The sequence below is a fragment of the Microbacterium sp. 20-116 genome, from assembly GCF_041079415.1.
Lineage (GTDB): Bacteria > Actinomycetota > Actinomycetes > Actinomycetales > Microbacteriaceae > Microbacterium.
Window position 1 is genome coordinate 220874 of the sequence record NZ_JBFYGP010000001.1, and the last position, 13887, is coordinate 234760.

At 70.0% G+C, this 13887-nt stretch carries 11 protein-coding genes; 3 read left to right on the forward strand and 8 right to left on the reverse strand.

What is annotated here, in order from left to right; all coding sequences use genetic code 11:
- Window positions 1–4 precede the first annotated feature (4 nt).
- From AB6V29_RS00970 to AB6V29_RS01000, 7 genes are all read right to left on the reverse strand, one after another.
- Window positions 5–844 (reverse strand): shikimate dehydrogenase, encoded by an 840-nt coding sequence (locus AB6V29_RS00970; protein WP_369356532.1) that lies wholly within the window; start codon window positions 842–844, stop codon window positions 5–7.
- A complete protein-coding gene (gene mltG / locus AB6V29_RS00975) occupies window positions 838–2181 on the reverse strand; it encodes an endolytic transglycosylase MltG (protein ID WP_369356534.1) in 1344 nt (447 codons plus the stop codon). Before mltG ends, AB6V29_RS00970 begins: the two co-directional genes overlap by 7 nt.
- A gap of 625 nt (window positions 2182–2806) precedes the next feature.
- Entirely contained in the window at window positions 2807–3280 is a 474-nt protein-coding gene (gene ruvX, locus AB6V29_RS00980) for a Holliday junction resolvase RuvX (protein WP_210075131.1), read from the reverse strand.
- Window positions 3277–5946, reverse strand: a complete 2670-nt coding sequence (gene alaS, locus AB6V29_RS00985; protein ID WP_369356537.1) for an alanine--tRNA ligase — start codon at window positions 5944–5946, stop codon at window positions 3277–3279. The genes ruvX and alaS overlap by 4 nt, the downstream gene beginning before the upstream one ends.
- Before the next feature lie 62 nt (window positions 5947–6008).
- Window positions 6009–6443: a hypothetical protein gene (locus tag AB6V29_RS00990; RefSeq protein ID WP_369356538.1), complete on the reverse strand. Its 435-nt coding sequence runs from the start codon at window positions 6441–6443 to the stop codon at window positions 6009–6011.
- Between the two features lie 154 nt (window positions 6444–6597).
- On the reverse strand, window positions 6598–7227 hold the full coding sequence (gene rpsD / locus AB6V29_RS00995; RefSeq protein WP_056231683.1) for a 30S ribosomal protein S4: 630 nt from the start codon (window positions 7225–7227) through the stop codon (window positions 6598–6600).
- A gap of 186 nt (window positions 7228–7413) precedes the next feature.
- Window positions 7414–8817: a replication-associated recombination protein A gene (locus AB6V29_RS01000; RefSeq protein ID WP_369356540.1), complete on the reverse strand. Its 1404-nt coding sequence runs from the start codon at window positions 8815–8817 to the stop codon at window positions 7414–7416.
- An 81-nt stretch (window positions 8818–8898) separates the two neighbouring features.
- Between AB6V29_RS01000 and AB6V29_RS01005 the strand changes: the two genes are divergently transcribed.
- The 3 genes from AB6V29_RS01005 (at window position 8899) to AB6V29_RS01015 (ending at window position 11581) form a co-directional block, all read left to right on the forward strand.
- Window positions 8899–9216: a dioxygenase gene (locus AB6V29_RS01005; RefSeq protein WP_267787333.1), complete on the forward strand. Its 318-nt coding sequence runs from the start codon at window positions 8899–8901 to the stop codon at window positions 9214–9216.
- Window positions 9217–9708: 492 nt separating this feature from the next.
- On the forward strand, window positions 9709–10974 hold the full coding sequence (locus AB6V29_RS01010; RefSeq protein WP_369357150.1) for a DUF349 domain-containing protein: 1266 nt from the start codon (window positions 9709–9711) through the stop codon (window positions 10972–10974).
- A 64-nt stretch (window positions 10975–11038) separates the two neighbouring features.
- Window positions 11039–11581 (forward strand): hypothetical protein, encoded by a 543-nt coding sequence (locus AB6V29_RS01015; RefSeq protein WP_369356541.1) that lies wholly within the window; start codon window positions 11039–11041, stop codon window positions 11579–11581.
- Between the two features lie 8 nt (window positions 11582–11589).
- Here the strand turns inward: AB6V29_RS01015 and AB6V29_RS01020 are convergent, their stop codons facing one another.
- Window positions 11590–13839, reverse strand: a complete 2250-nt coding sequence (locus AB6V29_RS01020) for a bifunctional (p)ppGpp synthetase/guanosine-3',5'-bis(diphosphate) 3'-pyrophosphohydrolase (RefSeq protein WP_267787331.1) — start codon at window positions 13837–13839, stop codon at window positions 11590–11592.
- Window positions 13840–13887 lie beyond the last annotated feature (48 nt).

Here is a 13887-nt window from a genome sequence, read left to right on the forward strand (position 1 = left end):
GGTCCTAGTCTCCCACGAGCGCGGTGCGCATTGCGGCCAGCACCTCGGTCTCGCGTTCGAGGGCGATCTCGGGGTCTTCCCCGACGAAGACGCGCACCTGCAGCAGAGCTTGGTGCAGCAGCATCGCGAGACCGTCGTGCGCCTCGCCGCCCGCGCGTGCCCACGCCTGAGCGAGCGGAGTCGGCCAGCCGCCGTAGACGACGTCGACGAGCGGACCGGAGACGGATGCCAGATCGTCGGCGACGCCGCCGAGATCGGTGCCCCCGGGCAGAGCCGCGATGGTGGCGTCCACCGGTGACAGCTCGGGGTCGTTGAGGGCGACGACGCGAACGACGACCCCCAAAGGGTCGGCGAGGGCGCCGAGGGGGGCGGCCGCCTCGGGCCGCCGCGCGCGGACCTCGATGAGACCGGCTCCCGCACGGGCGGCGGCGACCACCGCGGAGGTCGCTGTGGCTCCGGCGCCGAGCACGCGAATCGCCCCGGGCTCGCGCACGCCGATCTCGTCGAGGGCACGGGCCAGGCCGCCCACGTCGGTGTTGAAACCGCGGGGGCCGCCCTCGGCCAGCAGGAAGGTGTTCACGGCGCCGGTCAGCCGCGCGTCGTCGTCGAGCGAGACGGCGGCGCGAGCGGCCGCGTGCTTGAGCGGCATGGTGAGCGAGAGCCCGCGCCAGACGGCATCCAGTTCTTCCACCGCGGAGGCGAAGTTCGCCTCGTCCACCCGTCGGCGCCCGTAGTCCCAGTCGAGGCCGAGCGCGCCGTACGCCGCCGCGTGCAGCCGGGGCGACCGCGAATGCGCGATCGGGTCGCCCCAGACGGCCAGACGGCGGCGAGGTCCGGTCAGCATCCGCCGTTCGGGTTCTCGCGGCACCACTGCTGGAACTGCGCGACCGCCTTCTCCTGGTCGGCGTAGGTGGTCGAGAACACCGTCTCGCCCGTCGACAGGTTCACTGTCGTGAAGTAGTACCAGGGGCCGTCGACGGGGTGCATCGCGGCGTCGATCGCGAGGTCTCCGGCGTTGGCGATCGGCCCGACGGGGAGCCCGGGATACTTGTAGGTGTTGTAGGGATTGTCGCTGTTGAGGGCGTTCGCGCTCGACGACGAGGCTCCGGCGTCGAGCTCGTTCGCGCCGTACTGCGCCGTGGAGTCCATCTGCAGCAGACCGTGCGTCTCGGTGTTGTCGGGTTGCAGACGGTTCTCGATCACGCGTGAGACCTTGTAGAAGTCCTCGCTGCTGCGGGCTTCGCGTTCGATGATCGAGGCGATGGTGAGGATGCGCTCTCGATCGTTCGGCGCCACGCCGGCCTTGTCGAGCGACTCGATCGTGCGCTTGACCATTCGATCGATGACCTGTGGGGCGGTGACTCCGTCGTCGAAATCGTAGGTCGCGGGGAAGATCCAGCCCTCGAGGGTCGAGGCGGAGACCCCGTAGGTCGAGGGGGTCGCGACCGCGGCATCGAGATCGGCGCGCGCGATGCCGGCCTGCTCCGAGATGATGTCCAGCGACTGCGTCAGGGTGAGACCCTCGCGCAGCTGCACCGAGTTGTCGAGACGGTTGGCCGGGTCGCGGAGCGCGGCGATCACCGCCTCCGAGGTCATCTGCTGCTGCAGCTTGTAGACGCCGGGCTGGAACGTGAAGCCCACCGCGTTGTCGACCATGTACTTGTAGAGCGAGTTGGTCGCCTTCGTCACGCCCGCCTCGAAGAGCTTCGGCGAAACGGACTGGCCCGTGTCACCCGACACGATCGTGACGCGTGCTTCGCCGGTCGCCTGTCCCGCTTCGTACTCGAGCGGCTCGCCGTTGCCGAGGAACGCCTGGATACGTTCGCCGTAGGTGTTCCACAGCGCGAAGCCGCCGCCGGCGACACCACCGACGAGGATCAACACGATGGCGAGAGCGATCCAGCGACCCCCACCACGGCGCCGCTTCGGAGGCTTCTGCGGTGCCCAGCCGATCTGCTGCGTGGTGGTCTCACCGGTGAAGAGGTCTTCGAGAGATCCGGATGCCGTGCTGCGAGGCGTGGCGGAGGCTGCGGCCGCCGTTCCCGCTCCGGCTCCGACGAGGGCGGGTTCGCGGTCGCGCGACGGCTCGTTGCGGCGAGACTCGGATCCGGAACGGGGAGCGTCCGCGCGGCGGGCTGCGGCCTGCCAGGCTGCGGATTGCGTGTCACGGGCGGGCTGCATGGCGCCGGAGGGCGAGGAGGGAGTGCTCTGCGCGGAGGTCGTGCGAGGCGCCTGATCTCGCACAGCGCGCGTGGCACGGTCTGAGGCCGACGGTTCCGGCGCCGTCGCGGAGGCCGCGGCGGGAGCACCGCTGCGACGCGGCCCCGGCGCCGCCTCGTCGCGGCCGCCAGCGGAAGCGGCGTCTCGCGTGGTCTGCGGCGAAGGGGAATCGGTGCGTCGCACGGACGCAGACTCCCTCCCTGCCGCCTGCTCGGCTGCGGAACGAGGCGCGGGCGTCGAGCCGGGGCGCGAAGCACCCGACGGCTCGGCGGGGAAGGCTGTCGGATGTTCGGCGGGAGCGGCCGGCTCCAGTGGCGGCGGCGCGTCCGCGACTCGCGGTGTGGCCGTGGCTTCGGCCCCGCGATCGGCGGGTGCGGTGGACGCGCCTTCGACCGCCTGCTCCGCGGACACGGTCGGCGTGGCCTCGGTCGCCGCGCGTCGGGCCTCGCGGGCGGCCCGGCGCGACGGCGGAGCGGCATCCTCGCCGCCGGGGAGGCGAGCGGAGCGCGTACCGGTGCGCGGGTCGGGCAGACGACCGTAAAGATCCGCGAACGGATCGTTTTCGGGGTGCTGGTTCTCGGGCATGTCAGGCGGGCTCCTGTCCCGGTGTTACGGCGGGTCCGGCCGGCTCGCCGGACTGTCGCTCCACATCGATCGCCTGCTGCAGAAGCACCACGGCGGCGACTTGGTCCACAATGCTACGAGAATCCCGCTGAGAACGCCCTGCTTCGCGGAGAACACTGTGCGCTGAAACGGTGCTCAGGCGTTCATCGACCAGGCGGACGGGCATCGGCAGAGCCGCGGCCAGCGCCGCGGCGAAGGCACGGGCGTCGGTCGTCGACGGCGTGTCTTCACCGCGCAGGTTCAGCGGCAGCCCCACCAGGATCTCGAATGCCTCGTACTCGGCCGCCAGAGCCGCGATGCGGCGAATCGGCTCGCCCTTTCGAGGCACCGTCTCGACGGGAACGGCGAGCACCCCGTCCGGGTCTGACCGAGCCACGCCGACGCGCGCGCGCCCGACGTCGATCCCGAATCGGATGCCGCGACGAAACGACGTCACGCGATCGTCGTCCTCACGTCCGAGACGATTCCCTCGAGCGCCTGCGGCAGGGCCGCGGCATCCGTCCCGCCGCCCTGGGCGACGTCGGGACGACCTCCGCCACCGCCGCCGAGCACACCGGCCGCCGCCTTGGCGAGGGCGCCCGCGGCGAGCCCCCGTTCGCGCGCGGCGTCGTTGGTGACGACGACCACCGTGGCGCGGCCGCCGGTGGTGCTCGCGAGAGCGACGACCGCGGGGTCGCTGCCCAGGCGGTCGCGCACCTGCAGCGCGAGCGAGCGCACGTCGTCTGCCGAGGCGCCCTCCCCCAGGCTCTGTGCGACCACCCGCACGGTGCCGACGGCGACGGCCGACTCCACCAGCTGGGGCAGGCGACCGGCGAGGGCCTGCGCCTCGAACGCCGCGATCTTCTTCTCGGCGGCCTTGAGGCTCGCGGCCAACTCGGCGATGCGGGTGGGCAGCTGCTCGCGCGGCGTCTTCAGGCTCGAGCTGAGCTGAGAGACGATCGCGCGCTCGGCGGCGAGGTCACGGAAGGCGTCGAGGCCCACGAGGGCTTCCACGCGGCGGTTCGACGCACCGACCGACTGCTCGCCCACGAGGTTGACCAGGCCGACCTCGGCGCTGCGAGACACGTGGGTGCCACCGCACAGCTCACGCGACCAGGGGCCGCCGATGTCGACCATGCGCACGGTGTCGCCGTACTTCTCGCCGAACAGCGCCATGGCGCCCGCGGCTTTCGCCTCGTCGAGCGACATCACGCGCGTGGTGACCTCGAGGTTGTCGCGCACCGCGTTGTTGGCGATGTCCTCGATCTCGGTGCGGGTCTCGGGCGACAGCGCGGAGCCCCAGCTGAAGTCGAAGCGCATGTAACCCGAGCGATTGAGCGAACCGGTCTGCGTCGCCGTCTTGCCGAGGGTGTCGCGGATCGCCGCGTGCACCAGGTGAGTCGCGGTGTGCGCCTGCTGGGCGGCGTGGCGGTTGAGCGCGTCGACGACGGTCGTGGCGGGGGCGCCGACCGAGACCTCACCGGTCGTGACCTCGACGGTGTGGCTGACGAGACCCGGAACGGGACGCTGCACGTCGAGCACCTCGAGCTCGTAGCCGGGACCGACGATGACGCCCTTGTCGGCGACCTGGCCACCCGACTCGGCGTACAGGGCGGTCTCGGCGAGGATCACCTCGGCGATCTGGCCCTCGGCCGCGCGGTCGGTTCCGACCCCCTGGATCAGGATGCCGAGAACCCGGGATTCCGTCTGCATCTCGGTGTAGCCGGTGAAGACGGTCTCGCCGTGGGCGCGGAACTCGCGGTAGGCGCTCTGGTCGGCGATCGTGCCCTTGCGGGCGCGGGCGTCGGCCTTGGCACGTGTGCGCTGCTCGAGCATCAGCTGGTCGAAGGCGCCGCGGTCGACGGACAGCCCGGCCTCTTCGGCGATCTCGAGCGTGAGGTCGATCGGGAAGCCGTAGGTGTCGTGCAGCAGGAACGCCTCGGAGCCCGACAGCGTGGTTCCGCCGCCGTTCTTGGCCTCGACGACCGACTGGTCGAGGATCGCGGATCCGGCCGCGAGCGTGCGGAGGAACGTCTGCTCCTCGGCGATCGCGTAGGCCGAGAGGCGCGCGTAATCGGCCTCGACCTCGGGGTAGGACTCTTTCATCGCGTCGCGTGAGGCGGCGAACAGCTCCGGGAACGTGGGGCCGTCGACGCCGAGGAGGCGCATCGAGCGGATCGCGCGACGCATGATGCGGCGCAGGATGTAGCCGCGGCCCTCGTTCGAGGGGGTGACGCCGTCGGCGAGCAGCATGAGGGATGAGCGCACGTGGTCGGCGACGATGCGCAGGCGCACGTCGTCGTCGTGCGACTCCTGGCCGTACGCCTTGCCCGCGAGCTTGGCGGCCAGATCCAGCACGGGGCGCACCTGGTCGGTCTCGTACATGTTGTCGACGCCCTGCTTGATGAACGCGATGCGCTCCAGGCCCATGCCGGTGTCGATGTTCTTCGCGGGCAGCTCCCCGACGATGTCGAAGTCGTACTTCGAGCGCACGTTGGTGATCTCGTACTGCATGAACACGAGGTTCCAGATCTCGACGTAGCGGTCGTCGTCGGTGGCGGGGCCTCCGTCGATGCCGTACTCGGGACCGCGGTCGAAGAAGATCTCCGAGCAGGGACCGGCCGGGCCGGGCAGACCGGTCGACCAGTAGTTCGTGTCCTTGCCCAGGCGCTGGATGCGCTCGTCGGGCAGAGAGCTGAGCTCGAGCCAGAGGTCGCGGGCTTCGTCGTCCTCCTCGTAGACCGTGACCCAGAGGTCCTTCGGATCGAACGCGAGGCCGCCCTCCGACTCGGGGGCCGTCAGCAGCTCCCAGGCGAAGCGGATCGCGTCTTCCTTGAAGTAGTCGCCGAACGACCAGTTGCCGAGCATCTGGAAGAAGGTGCCGTGACGCGGGGTCTTGCCGACTTCTTCGATGTCGTTGGTGCGGATGCACTTCTGCACGTCGGCAGCGCGCGGATAGGGCGGCGGAACGACCCCGCTCAGATACGGGATGAAGGGCACCATGCCCGCCACGGTGAACAGCAGGGCCGGGTCGTCGGTGACGAGCGAGGCCGAGGGGACGATCGTGTGGTTCTTCTTCTCGAAGAAGTCGAGGAAGCGCTGGGCGATCTCGGCGGTTTTCATGGCGGGTCTTTCCGTACGCATGCGGATCCGCCCCACGGGTGGGGGCGGGAGGCCGGAGGGGGTCAGTCGGAGGGGGAAACGGCCTTCTCGGCGGCGCGGGCGGCGTCGTCGACGGCGTCGGCGGACTTCTCGACCGCCGAGGACGCGACGCTCTTCGCGTCGTCGATGATCTCGGAGAGGCGGGTCTCCTGCGCGTGGTAGGCGTCGCTCATACGGTCGGTGAACTCGCCGATGCGGGAGTCGAGCTGCGCGAGCACCTCCTGCCCGCGGGGGTCCTTGTTGACGAGGTGGGCGGCGACGAAACCGCCGACGATGCCCAACGCGAACCAGACGAGGCTTCTCACGATCACCACTTCTTCCTCGATACGACGCCGCGGTCGCGGCATTCCCCCATCGTAGGCGAGGGCCCCCGCGGAGCGCGCGTCCGCCGGTCGGATGCCGCGGACTCGGTCGCCGAGGTCGCCACCGGCTCGTGCGGCGGCGCGAGGCTCGAACACGTGCACGCTCCTCGGCGAGTCCCGCCGCGACGCGGGTCATCTCGGGCAGCTCCCCCGGAATCGGATCGGAATCGGCGATGGGTCGCGCGCAAGCGCGACCCGAGAACCAGAAAGGGCGCCGGGAGAACCCGGCGCCCTTCTGTGCTCGCTGAGGTCAGCGGGCGGCGTAGTACTCGACGACGAGCTGCACGTCACACGTGACGGGCACCTCGGCGCGCTTGGGGCGACGAACGAGCTTCGCCTGCAGCGTCGAGAGGTCGACCTCGAGGTAGCCCGGAACGGGGGGCAGTACTTCGGCGTGCCCACCGGCGGCGGCGACCTGGAAGGGCTCGAGACCCTCGCTCTTGGTCTTGACGTGGATCAGCTGACCCGGCTTCACGCGGAACGACGGGCGGTCCACGAGCTGGCCGTCGACCATGATGTGGCGGTGCACGACGAGCTGGCGAGCCTGCGCGGTGGTGCGGGCGAAGCCCGAACGCACGACGAGGGCGTCCAGACGCATCTCGAGCAGCTCGACCAGGTTCTCACCGGTCAGGCCGTCGGTGCGGCGGGCCTCGTTGAACGCGATGCGCAGCTGCTTCTCGCGGATGCCGTACTGCTCGCGCAGGCGCTGCTTCTCGCGGAGACGGACGGCGTAGTCGCTGTCGGCCTTGCGCTTGGTGCGACCGTGCTCACCGGGAGCGTAGGGACGCTTCTCGAGGTAGCGGGCGGCCTTGGGGGTGAGTGCGACGCCGAGGGCGCGCGACAGACGCACCTTGCGGCGGTCCTGAGACTTCGTGGTCACGAAGTTCTCCTTCCGATGACGTGGCCGCGCCTTTCACGGCTCACGGGCGTATCGCCCCCTTCCGCCCGATCCGAAGCGCACGCCGGGGCGCACCGGAAGGTGATCACAGGAAGGAGGGGATGCCCGAAAACCCTGTTTCGAGCCGGTTCATGCTATCAGAGCCACCCGCGCGTGCCCTCTGCACGCTCACTTCCCGTCGAGGATGCGTCGGATCTTCTCCAGGCGCGCGGAGACGTCGCGCTCGGTGCCGTGATTCGTGGGCTCGTAGTAGCGCCTGCCCCGGAGTTCGTCGGGCAGGTACTGCTGCGCCACGATGCCGATCTCGCTGTCGTGCGCGTACTTGTACCCCTTGCCGTGTCCCAGGCGCTTGGCGCCCGGGTAGTGCGCGTCGCGGAGGTGCATCGGCACGCGTCCGAAACCACCGGCGCGTACGTCGGCGATCGCGGCATTGATGGCGTTGTAGGCGGCGTTCGACTTGGCGGTCGTCGCGAGGTACACCGTCGCTTCGGCGAGGGGGATGCGGCCCTCGGGCATGCCGATGAAGGCGACGGCGTCCGCCGCCGCGACGGCGATCTGCAGCGCCTGCGGATCGGCCATGCCGATATCTTCCGCGGCGGAGATCACCAGACGCCGCGCGATGAAACGGGGATCCTCCCCCGCCTCGATCATCCGCGCGAGGTAGTGGATCGCGGCATCCGGATCCGAACCTCGCACCGACTTGATGAAGGCGCTGATCACGTCGTAGTGCTCGTCGCCCTGGCGGTCGTAACGCAGCAGAGCGCGGTCCACGGCCTGGGCGATGTGGTCGGCGGTGATCACGGGGAGCTCTCCCCCGTCGTCGACGAACGGTCCCGGATCCTGCTCGTCGTCATCGTCGTCTCCGCCGGATGCCGGCGCGGGGGCGACGCCGTCGTCGCCCGCGACCGAGGCCGCGGCTTCGAGGGCGGTGAGAGCGCGACGGGCGTCTCCGGATGCCAGGCGGACCAGGGCGGCGCGAGCGTCGTCCTCGAGCACGACGCGGCCGGCCAGACCGCGGGGGTCGGTCACGGCTCGGTCTACGAGGGCGCCCAGGTCGTCGTCGCCGAGGGGACGGAGCGTGAGCAGGAGAGAACGCGACAGCAACGGCGAGATGACCGAGAACGAGGGGTTCTCGGTGGTCGCGGCGATGAGCACGACCCACCCGTTCTCGACCCCCGGCAGCAGGGCGTCCTGCTGGGCCTTCGTGAAGCGGTGGATCTCGTCGAGGAAGAGGATCGTGGACTGCCCGTAGAGGTCTCGCTGCGTGAGCGCTTCTTGCATGACCTCGCGAACGTCTTTCACACCCGCCGTGATCGCTGAGAGCTCGACGAAGCGGCGCCCCGACGACCGCGCGATCGCCTGGGCGAGCGTGGTCTTGCCCGTTCCGGGCGGGCCCCACAAGATCACCGAGGCGGCGGTGACGGATGCCGAGGAGTCGGTCGTCGCGAGGGTGACCAGCGGGGACCCGGGCCGCAGCAGATGCCCCTGGCCGGCGACCTCGTCGAGGCTCACGGGGCGCATGCGCACCGCGAGCGGTGTCTGGCCCTGGAAGAGCGCGGAAGATGGGGTCACCACTCCAGGCTAACCGCGGCCTCCGACACCGTGTCCGCGAGCGGCGAACCCGGTCGCGGGACGGCTCTTTGTAGGATCGACGTGCCCGGACGGGCGGAGGAGGTCGATGTGGCGGCGCGCGGAAAAGACCGGCAGGCGCGAGAGCAGCGCGAGCGTGCTCGCGCGTATCAGGCGCGGCTCGAGCTCCACGAGCGTCAGGGGCGACGCCGCACACGCGACAACCTCATCGGTCTCGTGGTCGGGCTCGTCCTGATCGCCGGTGCGGTCGGCGCACAGACCGCCTACTTCGTCGCGGGCCCGGGCGCACCGGACCCGGCACCCTCGTCGACCGATACCCCCGCGACGCCCGCCCCGACGGAGGTCCCCGCTCCCGTGCCGTCGGAGTCGACCACTCCTTGACCTCTCGCGCCGTGCGGTGGGAACGGCCGCGTTGCGATCGGCAGGGCTCGATCCTGTAACCCCGGGGTCGCGCGTACTAGGCTCGGAGGGTCCTTCTCCCCCAGGCGGTTCTGCCGCGATGAGGTGCTACCCGTGACTTCCGTCCCCACTCCCGAGACCTCCGACCCGCGCGACGACGAGAACGCCGTCGAGGTCGATCCCACTGCCACGACCTCGGTCGAGGCGGAGACCGATGCATCTTCGGCCCCGAGCGCCTCCTCCGACGAGGCCGCCGCGCCCGTCGAGGAGCACGAAGCTCCCGCGGGTGAGGTGCCGATCGCAGAGCAGTCATCGGATGCCGCTGAGCCGGCGTCCACCGCCGATGCTCCCTCCGGCGATGACGCGATCGACGACGGTGCGACCGCCGAGGTCGAGGCCTCCTCCGACGCGGCTGAGGCGCCCAGCACCCCGTCCGCGCCCGCGCAGCCGGCCGCTCCGCGGCCCGGCGCGCGCATCCCCGGACCGCCTCCGGGAAAGACCGCGTCCACTTCGACCGCGCAGCCGTGGGGTCGCGTCGACGAAGAGGGCACCGTCTCGGTCCGCGAGGGTGAGGACTGGCGCGTCGTGGGGCAGTACCCCGACGGCACGCCCGCCGAAGCTCTCGCTTACTATCAGCGCAAGTTCTCGGATCTCGCCGGCGAGGTCACCCTGCTCGAGACGCGTCATCGTCGCGGTGGGGCGTCGGCATCCGACCTCCGTTCGACGGCGAAGACCCTTCGCAGCAAGCTCGACGGTGCGGCCGCGGTGGGCGATCTCGCGGCCCTGACCGCTCGCGTGGATGCCCTCACCTCTGAGCTCGCCGAGGCGAGCGAGACCGAGGCCGTCGCCGCCAAGCAGGCCACCGAAGAAGCTGTGCGCGAGCGGACCGCGATCGTCGAAGAGGCCGAGGCCCTCGCCGCTCGTGACCCGCAGACGGTGCAGTGGAAGCAGATGACCGCCGAGATGACGGCTCTGTTCGACCGGTGGCAGGCTCACCAGCAGAACGGCCCCCGTCTGTCGAAGTCGACCGCTCAGCAGCTCTGGCGCCGCTTCCGCGACGCCCGCGCCACGGTCGACCGTCACCGCCGCGAGTTCTTCTCTTCGCTCGACGAGGTCCACAAGTCCGCCCGCGAGGCGAAGACGCGTCTCGTCGAGCGCGCCGAGGCCCTCGCGCCGCGTGGCGAGGACGGCATCGGGGCATACCGCGACCTGCTCGACGCGTGGAAGGCCTCGGGCCGCGCCGGCCGCAAGGTCGACGACGCGCTCTGGGCTCGTTTCAAGGCTGCGGGAGATGCCCTCTACGGAGCGCGCATCGAGCGTGAGTCCGCCGACGCCGAGGCCTCGAAGGAGAAGATCGAGCAGAAGCGTGCCCTGCTCGAGAAGGCCGCACCCATCGTCGACGAGAAGAACCTCGCGACCGCCCGCCAGAAGCTCACCTCCATCCAGCGCGAGTGGGACGAGATCGGCCGGATCTTCCCCCGCGACAAGGAGCGTGTCCTCGACGACGAGCTCCGCAAGATCGAGCAGAGTGTGCGCACCCGCGAGGACGCCGACTGGAAGCGGAACGACCCCGAGCAGAAGGCGCGTGCCAACGACATGACGCGCCAGCTGACCGACGCGATCGACAAGCTCGAGGCCGAACTCGCCGAGGCCGAGTCGCGCGGCGACAAGCGCGCCGCGGCTCAGGCATCGGAGGCTCTCGAAGCGCGCCGCACCTGGCTCCGCGCCCTCGGCGGCTGATCGGTTCTCCACAGGTCGACGGTTCCGACCGTCACGGGCGACACCGCCCCGTCACACTGACGGGATGGTGTCGCCCTTTCTGTTCTTCCCCGGGGAGCGTCTCGCGTTGAGCGAACTGAGCGCTGCGTGTCTCGACGGGCTGCTGGTGCCCCTCGGCGAGGGGTTCATGCCCGCCGACGCGGTCGAGACGGCGTGGATGCGCGCCCGTAGCCTGCTGCCCCTTCTCGGGGAGCGATGGGCGGGAGTGCGCCTGACCGCCGCGTGGGTGCACGGAGGGATTCCGACCGAGCCGACACGACATCACCTTCAGCGGGTCGTGACGAGGCGGACACGGGCCCATGACGGGACCCGTGCGGTGTATCACGACGTGCGCCTGCCACCCGCAGATACGACGTCGCTCGCCGGCGTACACCTCAGCACACCGGGACGCACGCTGGCCGACCTCGCCCGCTCCGACGACGAGCATCAGCGCGCTGCGGCGGTCGCGTGGGCGGCGTCCGATCCGCGAGCGAGAAGCGATGCGCAAGCGTGGCTCGATCGGCATCCGACCTTCCCCTACGGACGGAGAGGGATCGCGCTGCTCGCGACCGCGGACTCGGAACGCTGATGCGGCGGCTAGGAGGAGGTCACGCGGTAGACGTCGTAGACGGCGTCGATGCGTCGTACGGCGTTGAGCACGCGGTCGAGGTGCACGGTGTCACCCATCTCGAACACGAACTTGCTGAGCGCCAGACGGTCGTTCGTGGTCGACACGGTGGCCGACAGGATGTTGACGTGATGCTCGCTCAGCACACGGGTCACATCGCTCAGGAGCCCCGAGCGGTCGAGGGCCTCGACCTGGATCTGTACGAGGAAGACGCTCTTCGTGGTGGGTGCCCACTCCACGTCGATCAGTCGGTCGGGCTCTTCCTTCAGCGCCTTGACGTTGGTGCAGTCGCCGCGGTGAACCGAGACGCCGCTCCCCCGCGTGACGAAACCGACGATCTCGTCTCCCGGCACCGGCGTACAGCACTTGGCGAGCTTGACGAGGATGTCGGGGGCACCGCGTACGAGCACGCCCGAATCGCCACCGCGCGGGGCACGGCTGCGACCGACGGGGATGTCGATGGGCCCGGTGTTGGTCTCTTCGACGTTGACGAGCGCCGTGACCTTCTCGATCACGGACTGCGTCGAGACGTGGCCCTCGCCGACGGCGGCGTACAGGGCGGAGACGTCTTCGTAGTGGAAGAGGCGAGCGACCTCGGTAAACGAGTCCTGGTTCATCAGCCGCTGCAGTGGCAGGTTCTGCCGGCGCATGGCACGGGCGATGGAGTCCTTGCCCTGTTCGATGGCTTCTTCGCGACGTTCCTTGGTGAACCACCCGCGGATCTTGTTGCGCGCGCGGGTGCTCTTGACGAAGCCGAGCCAGTCCTGGCTCGGACCCGCGTCGGGGTTCTTGGAGGTGAAGACCTCGACGACGTCACCGCTCTGCAGCGTCGATTCGAGCGGCACCAGGCGTCCGTTGACCTTGGCCCCCATGGTGCGGTGGCCGATCTCGGTGTGCACGGCGTAGGCGAAGTCGACCGGGGTCGCGCCGGTCGGCAGGCCGACCACACGGCCCTTCGGCGTGAAGACGTAGACCTCTTTCGCGCCGATCTCGAAGCGCAGCGAGTCGAGGAACTCCCCCGGGTCGGCGGTCTCGGCCTGCCAGTCCGAGATGTGCGCGATCCAGGCCATGTCGGCGTCGACGGCCTTGGCGTCGGCTTTGCCGCCCGCCATCCGCTCCTTGTACTTCCAGTGCGCGGCGACACCGAACTCCGCCTGCTGGTGCATCTCGTGCGTGCGGATCTGGATCTCGACCGTGCGTCCGCCCGGGCCGATCACCGTGGTGTGCAGCGACTGGTACAGGTTGAATTTCGGCGTGGCGATGTAGTCCTTGAATCGCCCCGGCAGGGGCGTCCACCGCGCGTGGATGGCGCCGAGCACCGCGTAGCAGTCGCGGACGGTGCCGACGAGGATGCGAATACCGATGAGGTCGTAGATGTCGTCGAACTCGCGACCTCGAACGACCATCTTCTGGTACACGGAGTAGAGCTGCTTCGGGCGTCCCATCACGCGGCCGCGGACGCGCAGTTCGCGCAGGTCGGCGTCGACGGCGTCGATGACGTTCTGGACGTACTGCTCGCGCTGCGGCGTACGCTGCTTGACCAGGCTGTCGATCTCGGCGTAGAGCTTGGGATGCATCACCGCGAAAGAGAGGTCTTCGAGCTCGCTCTTGATCGCCTGGATACCGAGGCGGTGCGCGAGGGGCGCGTAGATTTCGAGAGTCTCGGTGGCCTTCTTCGCGGCCTTGTGCGGGGGCACGAAGCCCCAGGTCCGGGCGTTGTGCAGGCGATCGGCGAGCTTGATGAGCAGGACGCGGATGTCTTTCGACATCGCCACGATCATCTTCCGCACGGTCTCTGCCTGCGCGCTGTCTCCGTACTTGACCTTGTCGAGCTTGGTCACGCCGTCGACGAGCATCGCGACCTCGTCGCCGAAGTCGGCGGCGAGCTCGTCGAGGGGGTACCCCGTGTCTTCGACGGTGTCGTGCAGCAGAGCGGCGGCGATGGCCTTCGGTCCCAAGCCGAGTTCGGCGAGGATCTGCGCGACGGCGAGCGGGTGCGTGATGTACGGCTCACCGCTCTGACGCTTCTGCCCGTCATGCGCCTTGTCGGCGACGGCATACGCCCGCTCGATGATCGCCAGGTCGCCCTTGGGGTGGTGCGTACGCACCGTCCGCAACAGCTTGTCGACGTCGTCGCGGCGAGCGGCGCGCGAGAAGATGCGCGGCACCAGACGCCGGAGCGAAGACGGCGGCGGCGCGGAGGAAGTGGTCTCAGCCATGTGCCACCCCTTCCTTACGGCCAGTCGATCAAGTCTATGCCTCGAGAC

Excerpts from the sequence above, each read along its gene's own strand:
- alaS (WP_369356537.1), bottom strand. The coding sequence starts at position 5,946 with ATGAAAACCGCCGAGATCGCCCAGCGCTTCCTCGACTTCTTCGAGAAG.
- AB6V29_RS01015 (WP_369356541.1), top strand. The coding sequence starts at position 11,039 with ATGGTGTCGCCCTTTCTGTTCTTCCCCGGGGAGCGTCTCGCGTTGAGC.
- AB6V29_RS00970 (WP_369356532.1), bottom strand. The coding sequence starts at position 844 with ATGCTGACCGGACCTCGCCGCCGTCTGGCCGTCTGGGGCGACCCGATC.
- AB6V29_RS01020 (WP_267787331.1), bottom strand. The coding sequence starts at position 13,839 with ATGGCTGAGACCACTTCCTCCGCGCCGCCGCCGTCTTCGCTCCGGCGT.
- mltG (WP_369356534.1), bottom strand. The coding sequence starts at position 2,181 with ATGCAGCCCGCCCGTGACACGCAATCCGCAGCCTGGCAGGCCGCAGCC.